Origin of the sequence: Mesorhizobium sp. M0152, assembly GCF_040322415.1 — a bacterium.
Lineage (GTDB): Bacteria > Pseudomonadota > Alphaproteobacteria > Rhizobiales > Rhizobiaceae > Mesorhizobium.
In genome coordinates, this window is the sequence record NZ_JAMYTH010000033.1 from 1 (window position 1) to 16,687 (window position 16,687).

Here is a 16,687-nt window from a genome sequence, read left to right on the forward strand (position 1 = left end):
GATATCGTCGCGCCGCAGTCAGGCACCATTCAACAACTCGCAGTTCATACGGTCGGCGGAGTGATTACGCCCGCCGATCCGATCATGCTAATCGTGCCGGAAGGCGACGATCTTGCGCTGGAAGTACGGATCACCCCGAAGGACATCGACCAAATCCAGCTTGGTCACAAGGCCGTGCTGCGGATGTCAGCCTTCAATCTGAGAACCACGCCGGAATTGAACGGATATGTCAGCCGGATCGCAGCCGATCTGGCGACGGACGAAAAAAACGGCATTTCGTATTACCTGGTGCGTTTATCGGTTCCGCATGCGGAACTGACGAAGCTCAAGGACCTGACGCTCGTGCCCGGCATGCCGGCCGAAGCGATGGTCAAGACGGGCGAGCGTACGGCGCTTTCCTATTTTGTGAAGCCGCTGTCGGACCAAATCAGTCGGGCATTCCAGGAGGAATGAAAGTAATCCACAGAAATATATTGTTGGTATTTCTGTTGGTTGTTCGCAGGCTACGTGGGTGGTAACATCCTGAAAGCACAGGCATACTTTCCTCACTTGGATTCCGCCTCTGGGCACCATCCCCTTCCGGTCCGTTCCGGACACATTTGTTCCCGGTTCCTCCGCCTGCCGCCACATCTCCTTGCTGAAAGAATGCAGCGAGTGCTCGATAGAGATGCAGATCACCGTCCGATCTTTTGACACATTTAGTGATTTGCACGAGGCCGCTGATGGGGCTCTGGTAAGTACACGCCTTTCCGGCTTCAGGCACTTGGCGGAAAGGGTGGGGGTGTGAAAGGGTGGCCAAGCATGGCCCTAGCAAGCACCATTGTCTTGAGCGGCGACTATGGCTACGACAGCTATAAAGTATCCGGTCTGGCCGCCGACACCACTATCGATGCCACCAAGGCCTCGTGGATCGTCGCCAATCAGGGAAGCCCCACCAACCTCTATCCCTTCGCGGTCGTCAACCCCGGCGACAACCTCGTGGCTTTGGGCGGCACGATCAACGGCACGGTCTCCCAGACCGGCGACTGGGAGAACATTTATGTCAACTCCGCGGCAGTCCGTGTAAATTCAGCCCACAGCTTTGTCATCGACGACTGGACAATCACCAAGCCCTGGGACGGCATCCGTGTCGGCGGCACCGGCACCTTCCTCATCGACGATAGCTATGTCGGCTACTCGCGAGACGACGCGGTCGAGGACGACGACGTCATCGGCGGCACTATCAAGGATTCCCTGTTCGACAACGTGTTTTCCGGAGTGAGCCTTGGTGACGGCGACGTGGATGGATCTGACAACTCGGTCATCATGGATGGCATGCTTCTGGGCATGGGAGAGTACCTTCGCAAAGGCGAGCTGACGCACGGCTCGCCGTTCAAACTCGACAAGGGCATAGGCTCACACGATATCGTTCCCAGCCTGCACTTTATCGATTGTGTGGTGGCGATCACCGACGTCCACCACAACGGTATGGAACGGCTGCAGCGGGCTTGGGACAAGACGGTCGAGTCGCACGGCAATTACTACCTCAACCTCTCTGACACGCCGCTGCCGTCCGATTATCCAATGCCGCCGGCCGGCTGGACGGTCCTTCAAGGCCAGGCGGCCCGCGATTACTGGGCCAACGCCAAGGCGGCCTGGCATACAGCCCATGACGGAACCGACCAGCCACCGCCACCTCCGGCACCGCCGACCGACCCGGCCAAGGGGACCACCGGGAACGACACTTTTGTCGGCACCGGCGCGGCCGATACCTATGATGCCCTGGCTGGCAACGACACACTGCGGGGCAAGGGTGGCAACGACGTGCTGAGCGGTGGCGCCGGCAAGGACACCTTCGTGTTTGACACGGCCTATGGCCCCGGCAATGTCGATAAACTCATTGATTTCCACGCGGCGGATGACGCGCTTTACCTCGACAATGCCGTCTTCACCATGCTCGGCCAAGGTTCCTTGTCCAGCCCGACGCAGGTGAACTCGTCGTATTTCGAGTTGCGCGAACACGCCACCAGCCACAACGATTACCTGCTCTACAACCAGAGCACGGGCGTTCTGTACTATGACCCCGATGGCTCGAAACCGATGGCCCAAGTGGAAATCGCCCAGCTAGAGCCCGGGACTACCCTGACCTTTCATGACGTGTTCATCATTTGATCGCTCATGGATGGACCGTGCAGCGTCTTCATGATGCGACGCAGGCACTTGGTTCTGGACGTGTTCCGCGGCGCGGACGTGCAGCAACGGCGTGCTGCCGGTCTCGCACAGCGTTGGCGTTGCTGCGCTTCCGATCCCAAGCTTTGATTCTGCAATCTCAAGAGGAATTTGAAGGACGCGCTATGGCCAGGTTTCTTCACCGGAGCGCCAGGGCAAATCTGCGGTGAATGGCCAACGCGATTTGTGACTGATTTCGTCGCCCGTAACCGACTGGTGAACGACGCGTCGTGTCAGCCCACGACCTTGGTCAAGCGATGCAGGGCGAAATCGGCGAAATAGTCGCCGACGCCTCTCGCCTGGAAACGTTGCATGGCGGCGCCTTGCATATGGGCGCGCCATTGATCTTCGCTTGCCCAGGTCTCGACGAAGATGCGGATATGGCCGTCGTCGAGCGACTGGTGCAACTCATAGCGCAGGCAGCCATCCTCGAGCAGGGTCTCGGCGACCAGCTGTTCCTGGGCGGCGCCGAGCGCCGCCTCCTTGCCGGGCTTGGCGGTGGTGATGGCGACGACGGTAAGTGGGGACTGTGACATCAAATTCTCTCTTTCAGGCGATGGTGTTGATCAGGCCGCCCTCGGCGCGCACGGCGGCGCCGTTGGTGGCCGATGAGCGTGGGCTGGCGAGATAGGCGACGAGGTTTGCGATCTCTTCCGCGTCCACCATGCGTTGGAGGATCGAGGCGGCGCGCGCGGTGGCGAAGAATTCTGCCTCGATTTGCTTGATCGGAGCGGCGGGGTCTCTGGCCTGGCTGCGCAGGAAGGTATCGATGCCGTCCGAACGGGTAGGCCCCGGCATCACCGCGTTGACCGTGACATTGGTGCCGCGCGTCAGTTGCGCCAAGCCCCGCGAGATCGAGAGCTGCGCTGTCTTGGTGGTCGCGTAGTGGATCATGTCGGCCGGGACGGCGAGACCGGATTCGCTGGAGATAAAGATGATCCGGCCCCAGTTTCGCTCCAGCATGCCCGGCAGATAGGCGCGCGACAGGCGCACGCCGCTCATCACGTTCACATCGAACATATGGCTCCAGTCCGCGTCGGCGATGTCTCCGAACTGCTTGCTCTCATAAATGCCGAGATTGTTGACGAGGATATCGACCGCCGGCGCGACATTAGCGACGAGCGCTGCGCCCTCGGCGCTGGCGGCGTCGGCCAGCACGCCACTGACGGCCTTGCCTCCGGACGCCTCGACGCTGGCGATCGCTGCATCGAGTTTCCCCCGGTCGCGCCCAGTGATGATGACTTTTGCGCCTTCGAGCGCGAGTGCACGGGCGATTTCGAGCCCGATGCCCGCGGTGGCGCCGGTGACAAGGGCGGTCTTGTCGTTCAGTTGCAGATCCATGAAATGCCTCCAGATTGTGTCTGAAAGCTATTTATGATTTGGGAGCGCTAAGAACTATTGCCGCGAGGGGATACACACCTGTGAATGAGAAGCATCAATGCCGCGCATCCTGATGGAACGCTCAGGCGAGATGGAAGTGTTCGCGCGCGTGGTACAGGAAGGTGGTTTCTCGGCTGCGGCGCGCAGCCTGGACATCACACCGTCGGCTGTCAGCAAGCTGATCGCGCGTCTCGAGGCGCGGCTTGGCACGCGTCTTCTGGTCCGCACGACGCGCGCGCTCACCCTGACTGGCGAGGGCGAGGCCTATCATCATGCCGCGCTGAAGATTTTGCAGGATCTGAACGACGCCGACCAGGAAGCGTCTGGAGGGGCGGTTCGGGGGCGGCTGCGGGTCAACACCACCATCCCCTTCGGCACGATGTTCGTTGCCCCGGCCATGCCGGCCTTCATCGCACGCAATCCCGACCTCGTCGTCGACCTGAGCTTCACGGACGGGATCGTTGATCTCGTCGCGGAGAAGACCGATGTCGCCATCCGCATGGGCAATTTGCCGGACAGCGGCCTGATTGCGCGCAAACTCGGGCAGAGCCGGCGTGTCGTATGCGCCGCTCCAGACTATATCGCGCGCCATGGCAGGCCTGCAACGCCGGCCGATCTCGCACGCCATGGCTGCCTCACCTTCAACTTCCGCCGCACCCGGCCATCCTGGCCTTTCCGCTTCGAAGACAAGGAAATCGGGCAACCCGTCACCGGCAGCCTCGTCGTGAACAATGGCGAGACGATGAAACAGATGGCGCTTGCCGGCGTGGGCATTGCGCGGCTGGGTCTGTTCCATGTCGCCACCGAGATTGCCGAGGGCAGGCTCGTGGCACTGCTCGAAGATTTCAACCCGGGCGATCTGGAACTGGTGCATGCAATTTATGTCGGCGGCGGGCCGTTGCCACACGTGTCCGCGCTTTTCTTGAATACATGATCGAAGTGATGGCTGAAACTCCGCTCCTCAAGGCGCATTAGCTTGGCTTTCTGGTCAATTGCCGAATAGCGGCCACGTCGTTTCCTGGCGCGACTCGCCAGACGAAACGACTTTGCGCTCGTCGGCTCATCAGCGGATTCATTTTGCTTGGTGATGCCCCTGCCCTGGGGCAAACTACCCCTTGGGGCTGCAGGAGGAGAAATGAGAGCACGCGCAGCAACGCTTGGGGATCTGGAGGATGTCTTTCGGGATCTGTCCAAGCGGATGTCGGATGAGTATGTCGCCGCCGGCAAGGACAGCAAAATCGCCTACGACAATCTGATGATGAATTTGAAGGAAGGCCGGGCGCACGCGCTTGTCGAGGGCGACAAGGCGGTGGCGATCATCGCCTGGCATGAAAACAGCGACGCCGCCGACACGTCGTTTGCCGCGCAGGAGGACTTCTTCCGGGCCGCGACCGTCCGCTTCTGCAAGCGGCATATCAGGCACATCCAGGCGCTTGCCGGCAACCTTCCCATCCATTCACGAAGCTGGCTGCGGGGACCTGACGTCGCCCGGTGGTTTCGCATCATCGGTTATGTCGAGCGCGGCCAGGAGAACGGCGCCAACCTGTATGAGCTTGAGCCAGCGCGCGCCGGGTAGGCGTCTTACCGCACGGCGAACGCCGCCTGCACCGCGCGGTTCACCGTGACCGGCAGGATCGACATGTGGTTTTCGCCGGCATGCAGCTCGAAACTCGCGCGCACCCCGGCGATCCAGGTCTGGAAGGCGAAAGGCCGCGTAAACAGGGCATGGAGCGCGAACAGCCGGAACGATGTCGTGAACCGTAGTGTCGGCGATCAGGGCCGGCGTCGCCCTCGACTTGGACATGGATATCTCCACAGGGACAAAAAGTCAGCGGCGGCGCAGCAGCCACATCAGCACCGGACCGCCGATCAGGGTGGCGACCAGACCGGCCGGGACCTGGCGCGGGAAAATGGCGGTGCGGCCGATCCAGTCGGCGGCGACCATGATCAGCGCGCCGGCGAGCACGGCGGCTATCGCTTGCGGCAGCGCGCGGGAGAGGCCGAGGCGGCGGGCAAGGTGCGGCGCCATCAGGCCGATGAAGGTCAGCGGCCCGACCACCAGTGTCGAGGCGGCAGTGAGGGCGGCGACCATCAAGAGCACGAGAAGCCGCGTCGCCCGCAAATCGACGCCGAGGCTTTGCGCCGCAGCGGAGCCGAGTGGCAGCATGTCCAGCCAGCGCATGAACAGCGGCGCCAGCAAGAACAGGCCAAAGGCGATGGCCGAGGTCAGAACCGCCGAGCCGGCATCGACGCCATAGGTCGAGCCGGTAAGCCAGTTGAGCAGCAGCATGGCGCGCGGATCGCCGGTGGCGGTAAGCACCAGGATCAGCGCGTCGAACAAGGCCGTCAGGGCCACGCCGGCGAGCAGCAGACGTTCCGGCGTGTAGGCGGCACGGCGGCCGATCGTCAGCGTCACCAGCAAGGCGGCGAAGGCGCCGATGGTGGCGGCGGCGGTCTGCAGCGGGTGGCCGGCGCCGGAGAGTGCGAACAGCGCCACCATCATGCCGAGCGCGGCACCGGCGCTGATGCCGAGCACTTCGGGGCTGGCCATCGCATTGCCGGTCAGCCGCTGCATCATCAGCCCGGCCAGCGCCAGCATGGCGCCGGCGGCGAAGGCGGCGGAGACCCTTGGCCATCGCCAGGACAGCAAAGGCTGCATCTGGTCGCCGAGGGCGAGGGTCCAGCCATGCGGCCCCGGTCCATAAAACAGGGCAAGTCCCAACAGCGCAAGCAGAGCCAAGCCGATCAGCGCCAGCGCGAGGCCGGGCCGGCCCGTCCTGGGCAGGCGCTCAGCGGCCGGGGCCTCGGCGCCAAGCGAAAGGCGCGGCAGCAGCCACAGCAGCAGCGGTGCGCCGAGAAGTGCCGTGATGGCGCCAGTCGGCAGCAGATCGCCTTGCGGTCCGGTCGCGATCTGCACGGCCTGATCGGCTGCCCACAGCAAGGCGCCGCCGATGAGCGGCGCCGCCACCAGCTGCTGGCCCAGCCGGCGCGCACCGCCGATGCGGGCAAGGGTCGCGGCGGCGAGGCCGACGAAGCCGATCACGCCGACGGCGGCAACGACGAAGGCGACCAGCGCGACGGCCGCCGCCAGTCCGGCGAAGCGATAGGCGCCGAGCGGGACGCCGAGGCTGCGCGCGCCTTCATCGTCGAGGCCAAGCAAGGTCAGCGGCCGCACCATCAGGCCGATCGCCAGCGCGGCGGCCCCGAGGCGCGGCAGCAGCCATAGCGTCGTCGACCAGTCCTGCTGGCCGAGCGAACCGGCACCCCAGATGAACAGGCTAGCCAGCCATTCATGCCGCAGCACCACCAGGGCCGCACCGATGGCGCCGGCATAGAGGCTGACGACAAGCCCGGCCAGCACGACCGAAAGCGGCGACAGGCCCTTGTGCCAGGACAGGGCGAAGACCACGGCGAGCGCTCCGAAGGCGCCGGCAAGCGCCACCCATTCGCGGCCGAAGGCAAGCGAGGACGGAGCGAGCAGCGTTGCCAGCGCCAGCGCCAGGTAGGCGCCGGCCGAGATGCCGACGGTTTCGGGCGAGGCCAGCGGGTTGCGCAGCACCTGCTGCAGGACAGTTCCGGCCAGTCCGAGTGCCGCGCCGCAGAGAAGGCTGACGGCCAGCCTGGGCAGGAAGGCGTAGTGGACCAGCACCTGCCGCATGTCCTCGACATCGGGGCTAGCGAGCGCGTCGAGCCAGAGCGCCGGCGGCAATTGCACGACAAGGTTGGAGAGGGTCGCGGCGGCGGCAGCGCCGACAAGAACGGCGCAAAGCAGGATAGCGGCGACCCGATGCCGGTCGAGCATGCGAGGCGCGCGGCTGGCCGGGGCAAGGCCGGCATCACCGGGGAAGGTCGCCTCCCTTTCAGCCATCGGCGCGCTCCGCGATCAGCGCCTGCGCCAGCAGCCGGGCAAAGCGGCTCGCCGAGGGCAGCGTGCCGAACATCAGCACTGGGGCAAGGCGCATGATCGAACGGTTGCGCACGAAAGGCATGGCGTTCCAGACCGGGCTTTCGGTCAGCGTGCCGCCGGCCCCTTCGGGCAAGGGCTCGATATAGGCAAGCCGTGCGTCGTCCGACGTCGCCAATCCGTCGATGCCGACGGTCGCAAACCCCCAGTAATTCGTCTCGCCGGTCCAGGCGTTGCGGACGCCGATACGGTCGAACACCGCCTGAAACAGGCTTTTCTGGCCGTAGACGCGCACATTGCGCGGATCGAGGAAGTTGACGACGTAGATCGGCCGGTCCGCAAGCGCTGCCAGTTGCTGCCTGACATCGGAGAAACAGGCCTCCGTCGCCGCGATCAGCGCCTCGCCTTCGCTTTCCTTGCCGACAAGCGCCGCGAGCTGGCGGGTCGCCTCGATGGCGCGTTGGTAGGGCTGGCCCTGCTCGGTGTAGATGCCGATCGTCAGCACCGGCGCCACGCGTTCGAGCAGCGGCTTGATGCCGTCGAGATAGGGGGTGGCGAGGATGATGTCGGGCCGAAGCTGCTGGAGGTATTCGAGATTGGGTTCCAGGAGCGTGCCGATATCGGCAACCTCAAGCGGCAGCGGCGGCTCGACCACCCATTTCTCCCAGACCTCGCGGTCGGCGATGGCGACCGGGGTGACGCCGAGCATCAGCAAGGTCTCCGCCAGCCCGTCATCGAGGCAGACGATGCGCAGCGGCTTCGCCTCGGCGGCCTGGGGTACCAGTCCGGCCAAGGGCAGCATGAAAAGCGCGAGCGCGCCGCGCCGGGTCATCCCGGACGGGCGGTTGGCTGTTCCTATCGGCCTGGATTTCCGGTTTGTTTCCAATTCGGCATGCCTGTCTGCGGATCCTGGTCCCAGCGACCAATGCCTGGTTGAATATAAAACATGATTTTCGTAGTCAACATTCCAGACGTCTGAGGAGCGAACAATCCGCCCGAGCGCATGCCGGGCACCGCGACTTCCGGCCGCAGGCGCGCAGGAAAATCCGTGTGCCGGCCGAATTCATCCGCGGCCCCGTTTTTTCCTTACGGAGGCGGTCCACATGGACGGGCCGCCGGCTTGCCGCCCCGGCTCATTGCGGGAAGGATCAGAGCGGTGTGTTCCCGAAAAGCGGTGACAAGCGCCGCCGGAAGGTGTTGAAGATGACGGCCGACACGGGAGGGGCGTGTGATCGGGTTGCACTCGGCAAGGGTTGATGGTTTGTTGCCGGTCAGCGGAGAATGACAGATGCGAGAATCAATCGGTCAAGACGAATATGGGTCGACCAGCCCTTTCGATCCGGACGACCTGCCGAATCTGAACGCGATCGGACCAGGAATCGGGAGCAATGATTTCGAGAAATACGCGGTGGCTGTGATCATCGTGTTCGGCGCGCTGATCATTGGGGGGCTGATGGCCGCATCGTTGACGTTCGGCCATCGCAACGGCTTCCTGTTCGCGCTTGGCGGCGCCACGTCGGCCTGGATATCGGGAAACGCGCTTCTGCTCGACCGGCCGCGCATCTACGCGCTGTTCGTCGGCATCGCCGCCCTGATGCTGATTGCATCGACCGTCACGCTGATTTCGTGACGTTCCGCCTGTGACCTAAGGTCAGTATCCAAGCGCCTCGCCCGACGCGGCGCGGCTGTCGATGGCGCCGTTGTAGCGGGCGCCGCCGCCCTTGTCGATTTCAGCCAGGCTCTTGCCGCCGACCAGAATGCCGGCCGCTTGGCCCCAGGTCGAATCACCGAGATCGAGGTGATAGCCCATGCCGGCCAATAGTCTTTCGGTGTCCGGCGAAAGTCCTAACGGTTCGACGTAGACCGTGTCGGGCAGCCATTGGTGATGGATACGCGGCGCGTCGATCGCCTCCTGGATATTCATGCCGTGGTCGATGACGTTGACGATGGCTTCCAGCGTAATGGTGATGATGCGCGACCCGCCTGGGCTGCCTATGACCATGAACGGCTTGCCGTCCCTGGATACCACGGTCGGGCTCATCGACGACAGCGGCGTCTTCTTCGGCTGGATGGCGTTGGCCTCGCCTTGGACCAGGCCGTAGAGGTTGGGCACGCCGGGCTTCTGGGTGAAATCGTCCATCTCGTTGTTGAGCAGGATGCCGGTGCCGGCGGCGACGACGCCGGCACCAAACGAGCCGTTCAGCGTGTAGGTAACCGCGACCGCGTTGCCGTCCTTGTCGATGATCGAATAGTGCGTGGTCTGCTTGCTCTCGCCAAAGCCTTTCGGCATCAGGTCCTGCGACACGCCGGCCCGGAACGGGTCGATCTTGTCGCGGATATCCTTGGCGTAGGCCTTGTCCAGCAGCTTCGAGACGGCATTGTCGACGAAATCGGGATCGCCGAGCGCCGAATTGCGGTCGACATAGGCATGGCGCATCGCCTCGACCATGACATGGACGGTCTCGGCCGAGCCGGCGCCGAGATAGGACAGCGGATAGCCCTCGAGAACGTTGAGGATCTCGCAGATGATGACGCCGCCGGAACTCGGCGGCGGCGAGGATGTGATCTCGTAGCCGCGATAGGTGCAGGTGACCGGTTTCAGTTCGCGCACCGCGTACTGCTCGAAATCGGCCTTGGCGAGAATGCCGCCCTTGGCGGCGCTCGCCTTGACGATGGCATCGGCGATGGCGCCTTTGTAGAAGGCCTCGGAACCTTTTTCGGAGATTGCCGAGAGCGACGCGGCGAGATCAGGCTGCACCAGCATCTCGCCGGTGCCATAGGGTTTGCCATCCGGTTTCAGGAATATGGCCGCCGCAGCGGGATCCTTCGCCAGCCTGGCGGCGCCCCCGGCAAACGAGGCGGCGTCACCCTGATTGAGGATGAACCCGTCCTTGGCATAGCGAATAGCCGGCGCCATCAGGTCCTGCCTGGACAAAGTTCCGTATTTTTCGCGCGCCATCTCGAAACCGGCCACCGAGCCCGGCACGCCGACCGCGAGGTAGCCATCGAGGCTGGCGCCCTTCACCGGATTGCCGTCCTTGTCGAGATACATGGTCTTGGTCGCTGCCAGCGGCGCCCGCTCGCGAAAGTCGAGGAAAGTCGATTTGCCGTCCTTGAAGCGGATGGTCATGAAACCGCCGCCGCCGATATTGCCGGCGTTGGGGTAGACGACGGCCAAGGCATAGCCGACGGCGACCGCCGCATCGACGGCATTGCCGCCCTTCCTCAACACCGCGACACCGACCTCCGACGCCAGATGCTGGGCCGTCACCACCATGCCGTTCTCGCCCTTGGCAGGTGTAGGCGAGGCAGCGAAGGCCACGGGCGGTGATGCGAAGGCGATCGCGAGGGAAAGGCTGACGGCGATCAGCGTCCGGCGGGTCAGGGACATGGCGGCGCTCCAGGGCGTTGGGATGCGCCTAGAAGAACCGCTTCGAGCGGGAGAGTCTACTGACAATGATGTGGGTGGCGGCGGCTTGCCTCAATTAGCGACGCCGGCGCTGCCCCGTGGTGAGCGACGAAATCCAGCCACCTATCCATGATTTCGGTTCTAGGAATTTTTTCTTGACATGGTGAGTGCAGCTATGGTACATATTTATCTATGGTGCAGATTTGCGCCAATGGCCCGCCCCCTCGGGCGGGCTTTTCGTTTCAGGCCCCAAATCCGACTGTCAGACGATACCGCTGCCGCCCGCAACGGCCGGGCGTTCCGCCGCGACCTTCGCGCGATAGCCTGCAGCCCGGTAGGCCGCGACCGGGTCGATGGCGCCGCCAGTGTTCAGCCGCGCCATGGCCAGGATCGGCTCGACATCGGTGCGGTAGGCGACCTTCAGCGTCTGCGTCGCCATCAGGGCATCGTTGCCGTCCTGGTGGCCTTCCAGAGCCTTGCGGTCGACCAGCAGCGCCTGCGCATAGGCGCGCTGCACCTCGACTGCGGACAGCATCAGGCTCTCGATCGGATCGGTGACGTTATGGCTCTGGTCGAGCATATGGGCGGGGTCGAAGCCCTCGGCGCCGGACAGTTCGGCGTCGACCAGTTCGTTGAAGACCAGGAACAACCGGTAAGGGTCGATCGAACCGGCGTCGAGGTCGTCGTCGCCATATTTCGAATCGTTGAAGTGGAAGCCGCCGAGTTTCTTGAACTGGATCAGCCGGGACACGATCATCTCGATGTTGACGTTGGGCGCATGATGGCCAAGATCGACCAGGCAGAACGCCTTGTCGCCCAATTCCTGCGCGATCATGTAATTGGTGCCCCAGTCCTGCACGACGGTGGAATAGAAGGCCGGCTCGTACATTTTGTGCTCGGTGAACAGCTTCCAGTCGGCGGGCAGACCGGCATAGATCTCCTTCATGGCGTCGAGATAGCGCTCGAAGGCCCTGGCGAAATTGACCTGGCCGGGAAAGTTCGAGCCGTCGCCGATCCACACCGTCAGCGCCTTGGAGCCCAGCGTGTTGCCGATCTCGATGCATTCGAGATTGTGCTCGACCGCTTGCCGGCGCGTGGCGGCGTCGGCATGCGACAGCGAGCCGAATTTGTAGGACAGCTTCTGGTCCCTGGCGTCGGAGAAGGTGTTGGAGTTCATGGCGTCGAAGCCGAGGCCGAAACGCGAGGCCGCCTGCTTCAGCCGGTTCGGGTCGGCCTTGTCCCACGGGATGTGCAGGGACACCGACGGCGTTGCCTGCGTCAGTTGCTTGATGACGGCGCAGTCCTCGATCTTGTCGAAGATGTCGCGCGGCTCGCCCGCGCCGGGGAAGCGAGCAAAGCGGGTGCCGCCGGTGCCGACGCCCCATGACGGGATCGCCACGGCGAATTTCTCGACCTTGCCGCGGATGGCGTCGATGGAGATACCGCGACGGTCGAGCCGCTCGCCGAGCGAGGCGTAGTCGCGATCGAGATCGGCCGTGCGCGCGGCGTTGTGTTTCTCGACGAGGTCGGCGGAAATGATGGTTTCGGACAATACAATTCCTCCCAAGAAAGCGTTCGGCTGGCGCTGCCCCTCATCCGCCTGCCGGCACCTTCTCCCCGTGAACGGGGAGAAGGAAGACCTATCGCGTAAAGCTCTGCGCGTTGCCGGCGTCGACGTTGACGATGTTGCCGGTCGACTTGGCCGACATGTCGGAGGCGAAGAAATAGATCGCTTCGGCGATGTCTTCGGGAAATACCGAGCGCTTCAGCATCGAGCGCGAGCGGTAGTGCTCCTCCAGATCGTCGGTCGACATCTTGTAGGCGGCGGCGCGCTGTTCCTTCCACTCGCCGGTCCAGATCTTCGAGCCGCGCAGCACCGCGTCCGGGTTGACGACATTGACCCGGATCTGCGCTTCGGCGCCCTCCAGCGCCAGGCAGCGGGCGAGATGGATCTCGGCGGCCTTGGCGGTGCAATAGGCGGCGGCGTTTGGCGAAGCGGCAAGGCCGTTCTTGGAGGCGACGAAAACGACGTTGCCGCCGATCTTCTGCACCCTAAACAGCCGGAAGGCTTCCCGCGAGACCAGGAAATAGCCGGTCGACAGGATGTCCATGTTCTTGTTCCACAGCGCCAGCGTCGTCTCCTCGATCGGCGCCGAGGAGGCGAGGCCGGCATTGGACACCAGAATGTCGATGCCGCCGAACTCGACCGCCGTCTCGGCGAAGCCGGCGACGACCTGGTCCTCCGAGGTGACGTTGATGACCACCGGCCGGACGAAATCCTTGCCATAGGCCTTGGCCAGCTCTTCATTGGCGCTGGCAAGCGCCGCCTCGTCTATATCGGCGAGGACCACGCAGGCGCCCTCGCGCAGCAGCCGGTTGGCCGTCGCGCGGCCGATGCCGCCGGCGCCGCCGGTGACCAGCGCGATCTGGCCGGCAAGAGCCTTGGGTTTCGGCATGCGCCGCAGCTTCAGGTCCTCGAGCAGCCAGTATTCGATGTCGAAGGCTTCCTGCGCGGGAAGGCCGACATAGGACGAGACGGTCGAGGCGCCGCGCATGACGTTGATGGCGTTGACGTAGAACTCGCCCGAAATGCGCGCCGTGGCCTTGTCGCCGGCGAAGGTGAACATGCCGACGCCGGGCATCAGGTAGACGACGGCGTTGGGATCGCGGATGGCGGGGGAATCGGCGTGCTTGCAGCTGTCGTAATAGGCTTGGTAGCCGACACGGTAGGCGGCAACATCGTCGGCGAGCCGCGCGATGACTGCATCGACATCGGGCTTGGCCGGATCGAACTCGATGACCAGCGGGCGGATCTTGGTGCGCAGGAAATGGTCGGGGCACGAGGTGCCGAGTGCCGCCAGCGGACGCAATTCCCTGGAGTTGACGAATTCGAGCACGGCGGCGGAATCGTCGAAATGGCCAAGCTTGTGGCTCTTCTCGGAAATCAGGCCGCGGATTTTCGGCATCAGCCTGGCGGCAATGGCGCGACGGGCGGCGGCGTCGAGCGGTTTGACCACCTCGCCACCGAAGATCGCAACACCCTCGGAGCGGCGCTCGAACCACTCGATCGCCTGGTTGATAACCGAGATCGTCGTCTCGTAGCATTCCCGGGGGGTATCGCCCCAGGTGAACAGGCCGTGGCTTTCAAGAATGACGCCCTTGGCGGCGGGATGTTCGAGGCAGAATTTCTCCAGCCACAGGCCGAGTTCGAAGCCCGGCCGCTTCCACGGCAGCCAGCCGATGGCGTCGCCGAAGATCTCGCTGGTCAGCGCCCTGGAATCCTTGGCGGCGGCGACGGCGATGATGGCGTCGGGATGCATGTGGTCGACGAAAGGCTTCGGCACGAAGGCATGCAGCGGCGTGTCGATCGAGGCCGCGCGCGGGTTGAGGTTGAAGGTGCAGTGCGGCAGATAGCCGACCATCTCGTCCTCGTGCTCGACGCCGCGATAGAGGCCTTTGAGCGCCCGCAACTTGTCCATGTAGAGCGTCGCAAAACCATCGAGCTTGATCGAGGCGCTGTCGCCGCCCGAGCCCTTGACCCACAGCACTTCGACGTTTTCGCCGGTGAGCGGATCTTTCTGCCAGATCTTCGAGGAGGTGTTGCCGCCGCCGTAATTGGTGACGCGCTTGTCGGAACCGAGCACATTGGAGCGGTAGACGAGCCGCTCCGGCTCGCTCATCGGCTGAGCCTTGGCTTCGTCCCACAGGTTGGCGAGGCGCGCGCCGGTGCGCTTGTCGAGCATAGGTATCCTCCCGAAGGCCGGCAAACGGTGCGGCCATTTGGCCCAAATTTCCACGGAAGCATCCGGCTTGTCAATCATAAACGATCAACATCGATCATATTGCACTGCACAATGAAATTATATGATCGGAAATGATTGACACTGCGCGTTTTGGGTGCCTAGATGCTCAGGCAGGGAGGAACCATGCACGAAAAAGAGCGCCATAGGATCATTCTGTCCGCCGTCCAGGAAAAACCTGTGGTGACGGTGCAGGAGATGGTAGACCTGACGGAGTCTTCCGAGGCGACGATCCGGCGCGATATCGCGGCTCTCCATGTCCAGAAACGCCTGCGCCGTGTGCGCGGCGGCGCCGAGGCGATATCGCCGCCGCAGTTCATCGGCCTCGCCGGCCGGCCCTTTTCCGTCAACGAAACGATCAATGCCGCGCAGAAGCGGGCCATCGCCCGCGAAGCGGTCGAGCTGTGCGGGGATGGCGAGCCGATCATCATCAATGGCGGCACCACCACCTTCCAGATGGTGCATTTCCTGACCGGCCGTCGCATGCCGATCTTCACCAATTCATTCCCGATCGCCGAGCATTTGCTCAAGCACTCCAAGAACACGGTGATGCTGTCGGGCGGCACCATCTACCGCGAGCAGAACATCATCCTGTCGCCCTTCGACAACGACGTGACGCGCAATTTCTATGCGCGCCGCATGTTCATGGGCGCGCAGGGGCTGGGCCCGCTCGGCCTGATGGAAGGCGATCCGCTCCTGATCCAGGCGGAGCAGAAACTGATTGACCAGGCCGACGAACTGGTGGTGCTGGTCGATTCCTCGAAGTTCCGCAAACGCTCCAGCCTGATCCTGTGCGGCCTTGCGCGCATCGCCACCGTCATCACCGATGACGGCATCGAGGATCGCGAAGCCAAAATGTTAGAGACCGCGGGCGTGGCGCTGATCGTCGCCCGCAAGACGGCAAAGGAAGAATCTTCACTGCAGGCCTGAGACACCTCACGCCCGCAGCGGCGATGGAATGCAACGCTCAAGGGAGGAATATTCGATGAGCTTTCTGAAGAAACTAATGGTAACGGCGGCCTTCTCCGCCGCCATGTTCGTGAATGCCGCCTATGCCGAGAACGTCAAGATCGCATTGGTGGTGAAGTCGCTCGGCAACGGCTTCTTCGATGCCGCCAACAAGGGCGCCGAAGAGGCGGCCAAGGAGCTCGGCGACGTCGACATCATCTACACCGGCCCGACCAAGGCGACCGCCGAGGCGCAGATCGAAGTGGTCAATTCGCTGATCGCGCAGAAGGTCAACGCCATCGCCATTTCCGCCAATGACGCCGACGCGCTGGTGCCGGTGCTGAAGAAGGCCATGGAGCGCGGCATCACCGTCATCTCCTGGGATTCGGGCGTCGCCAAGGAAGGCCGCCAGCTTCACCTCAACCCGTCCGACACCGGCCTGATCGGCGAGACTATCATCAAGCTTGCCGCCGACTACCTGCCGGAAGGCGGCGACGTCGCCATCCTGTCGGCCTCCTCGACCGCGACCAACCAGAATTCCTGGATCGACGCGGCCAAGAAAATCCTGCCGGAGAAGTTCCCCAAGATCAAACTCGTCGCCACCGTCTATGGCGACGACGATTCGGCCAAGAGCACGGACGAGGCCAAGGGGCTTCTGAAGTCCTACCCGAACCTCAAGGCGATCATCGCGCCGACCACCGTCGGCGTCGTCGCCGCCGCCCAGGTCGTCACCGACGAGAAGCTGATCGGCAAGGTCAACGTCACCGGTCTGGCGCTGCCGTCCGAGTTCAAGAAGTTCATCGACAATGGCGCCAGCCAGGCGGTGGCTTTGTGGAACCCGATCGACCTCGGCTACTCCGCCGTCTACCTCGCCCATGATCTGGCGGTGAAGAAGGAAGAGGCGAAGCCCGGCGCCACGCTGTCGATCGGCCGCGTCGGCAAGGTCACGCTCGACGACAGCAACTCGGCTGCGATGGCTCCGCCCTTCCAGTTCGACAAGAGCAACATCGAGAAGTTCTCCAAGATCTATTGATCTGG

At 63.6% G+C, this 16,687-nt stretch carries 13 protein-coding genes and 1 pseudogene; 7 read left to right on the forward strand and 7 right to left on the reverse strand.

Annotated features, from left to right (window positions below):
• Together NKJ26_RS25675 and NKJ26_RS25680 are read left to right on the forward strand one after the other, a co-directional pair.
• Window positions 1–453, forward strand: a 453-nt coding sequence (locus NKJ26_RS25675; protein WP_352698010.1) for a beta-barrel domain-containing protein, incomplete at its 5' end; no start/stop codon positions are given.
• Window positions 454–801: 348 nt separating this feature from the next.
• Window positions 802–2,151, forward strand: coding sequence for a calcium-binding protein (locus NKJ26_RS25680; RefSeq protein ID WP_352698012.1), 1,350 nt, complete (start codon window positions 802–804; stop codon window positions 2,149–2,151).
• A gap of 290 nt (window positions 2,152–2,441) precedes the next feature.
• Here the strand turns inward: NKJ26_RS25680 and NKJ26_RS25685 are convergent, their stop codons facing one another.
• Window positions 2,442–2,744: a putative quinol monooxygenase gene (locus NKJ26_RS25685; RefSeq protein WP_352698014.1), complete on the reverse strand. Its 303-nt coding sequence runs from the start codon at window positions 2,742–2,744 to the stop codon at window positions 2,442–2,444.
• A gap of 13 nt (window positions 2,745–2,757) precedes the next feature.
• Window positions 2,758–3,549 (reverse strand): SDR family NAD(P)-dependent oxidoreductase, encoded by a 792-nt coding sequence (locus NKJ26_RS25690; protein WP_352698016.1) that lies wholly within the window; start codon window positions 3,547–3,549, stop codon window positions 2,758–2,760.
• A 97-nt stretch (window positions 3,550–3,646) separates the two neighbouring features.
• Between NKJ26_RS25690 and NKJ26_RS25695 the strand changes: the two are divergent.
• Both NKJ26_RS25695 and NKJ26_RS25700 read left to right on the forward strand, forming a co-directional pair.
• Window positions 3,647–4,563: pseudogene (locus tag NKJ26_RS25695) on the forward strand (LysR family transcriptional regulator).
• 160 nt (window positions 4,564–4,723) lie between these two features.
• The gene (locus NKJ26_RS25700) at window positions 4,724–5,164 is read left to right on the forward strand and encodes a hypothetical protein (protein ID WP_352698018.1); all 441 of its coding nucleotides are present in this window, start codon (window positions 4,724–4,726) and stop codon (window positions 5,162–5,164) included.
• 252 nt (window positions 5,165–5,416) lie between these two features.
• Here NKJ26_RS25700 and fhuB read toward each other — a convergent pair whose 3' ends face one another.
• Window positions 5,417–7,456 carry a Fe(3+)-hydroxamate ABC transporter permease FhuB gene (gene fhuB, locus NKJ26_RS25710; RefSeq protein WP_352698020.1) on the reverse strand — a complete coding sequence of 680 codons (2,040 nt, stop codon included), beginning with the start codon at window positions 7,454–7,456 and terminating at the stop codon, window positions 5,417–5,419.
• Complete coding sequence (locus NKJ26_RS25715) at window positions 7,449–8,324, reverse strand: ABC transporter substrate-binding protein (RefSeq protein ID WP_352607532.1); 876 nt, start codon at window positions 8,322–8,324, stop codon at window positions 7,449–7,451. The genes fhuB and NKJ26_RS25715 overlap by 8 nt, the downstream gene beginning before the upstream one ends.
• Before the next feature lie 456 nt (window positions 8,325–8,780).
• Between NKJ26_RS25715 and NKJ26_RS25720 the strand changes: the two genes are divergently transcribed.
• The gene (locus NKJ26_RS25720) at window positions 8,781–9,122 is read left to right on the forward strand and encodes a hypothetical protein (protein ID WP_352607530.1); all 342 of its coding nucleotides are present in this window, start codon (window positions 8,781–8,783) and stop codon (window positions 9,120–9,122) included.
• Window positions 9,123–9,143: 21 nt separating this feature from the next.
• Here the strand turns inward: NKJ26_RS25720 and ggt are convergent, their stop codons facing one another.
• The 3 genes from ggt to NKJ26_RS25735 form a co-directional block, all read right to left on the reverse strand.
• On the reverse strand, window positions 9,144–10,883 hold the full coding sequence (gene ggt / locus NKJ26_RS25725; protein WP_352698022.1) for a gamma-glutamyltransferase: 1,740 nt from the start codon (window positions 10,881–10,883) through the stop codon (window positions 9,144–9,146).
• Between the two features lie 280 nt (window positions 10,884–11,163).
• Window positions 11,164–12,453, reverse strand: coding sequence for an L-rhamnose catabolism isomerase (gene rhaI, locus NKJ26_RS25730; RefSeq protein WP_352698024.1), 1,290 nt, complete (start codon window positions 12,451–12,453; stop codon window positions 11,164–11,166).
• Window positions 12,454–12,541: 88 nt separating this feature from the next.
• On the reverse strand, window positions 12,542–14,644 hold the full coding sequence (locus NKJ26_RS25735) for a bifunctional rhamnulose-1-phosphate aldolase/short-chain dehydrogenase (protein WP_352698026.1): 2,103 nt from the start codon (window positions 14,642–14,644) through the stop codon (window positions 12,542–12,544).
• A gap of 183 nt (window positions 14,645–14,827) precedes the next feature.
• On the opposite strand from NKJ26_RS25735, the gene NKJ26_RS25740 reads away from it, so the two are divergent.
• On the forward strand, window positions 14,828–15,631 hold the full coding sequence (locus NKJ26_RS25740; RefSeq protein WP_352698028.1) for a DeoR/GlpR family DNA-binding transcription regulator: 804 nt from the start codon (window positions 14,828–14,830) through the stop codon (window positions 15,629–15,631).
• A gap of 55 nt (window positions 15,632–15,686) precedes the next feature.
• The gene (gene rhaS, locus NKJ26_RS25745) at window positions 15,687–16,682 is read left to right on the forward strand and encodes a rhamnose ABC transporter substrate-binding protein (RefSeq protein ID WP_352607520.1); all 996 of its coding nucleotides are present in this window, start codon (window positions 15,687–15,689) and stop codon (window positions 16,680–16,682) included.
• Window positions 16,683–16,687 lie beyond the last annotated feature (5 nt).

Bases quoted from the DNA above. Each gene is read 5' to 3' on its own strand.
- NKJ26_RS25680 (WP_352698012.1), top strand. From the start codon at position 802: ATGGCCCTAGCAAGCACCATTGTCTTGAGCGGCGACTATGGCTACGAC.
- NKJ26_RS25685 (WP_352698014.1), bottom strand. From the start codon at position 2,744: ATGTCACAGTCCCCACTTACCGTCGTCGCCATCACCACCGCCAAGCCC.
- NKJ26_RS25690 (WP_352698016.1), bottom strand. From the start codon at position 3,549: ATGGATCTGCAACTGAACGACAAGACCGCCCTTGTCACCGGCGCCACC.
- NKJ26_RS25700 (WP_352698018.1), top strand. From the start codon at position 4,724: ATGAGAGCACGCGCAGCAACGCTTGGGGATCTGGAGGATGTCTTTCGG.
- fhuB (WP_352698020.1), bottom strand. From the start codon at position 7,456: ATGGCTGAAAGGGAGGCGACCTTCCCCGGTGATGCCGGCCTTGCCCCG.
- NKJ26_RS25715 (WP_352607532.1), bottom strand. From the start codon at position 8,324: ATGACCCGGCGCGGCGCGCTCGCGCTTTTCATGCTGCCCTTGGCCGGA.
- NKJ26_RS25720 (WP_352607530.1), top strand. From the start codon at position 8,781: ATGCGAGAATCAATCGGTCAAGACGAATATGGGTCGACCAGCCCTTTC.
- ggt (WP_352698022.1), bottom strand. From the start codon at position 10,883: ATGTCCCTGACCCGCCGGACGCTGATCGCCGTCAGCCTTTCCCTCGCG.
- NKJ26_RS25735 (WP_352698026.1), bottom strand. From the start codon at position 14,644: ATGCTCGACAAGCGCACCGGCGCGCGCCTCGCCAACCTGTGGGACGAA.
- NKJ26_RS25740 (WP_352698028.1), top strand. From the start codon at position 14,828: ATGCACGAAAAAGAGCGCCATAGGATCATTCTGTCCGCCGTCCAGGAA.
- rhaS (WP_352607520.1), top strand. From the start codon at position 15,687: ATGAGCTTTCTGAAGAAACTAATGGTAACGGCGGCCTTCTCCGCCGCC.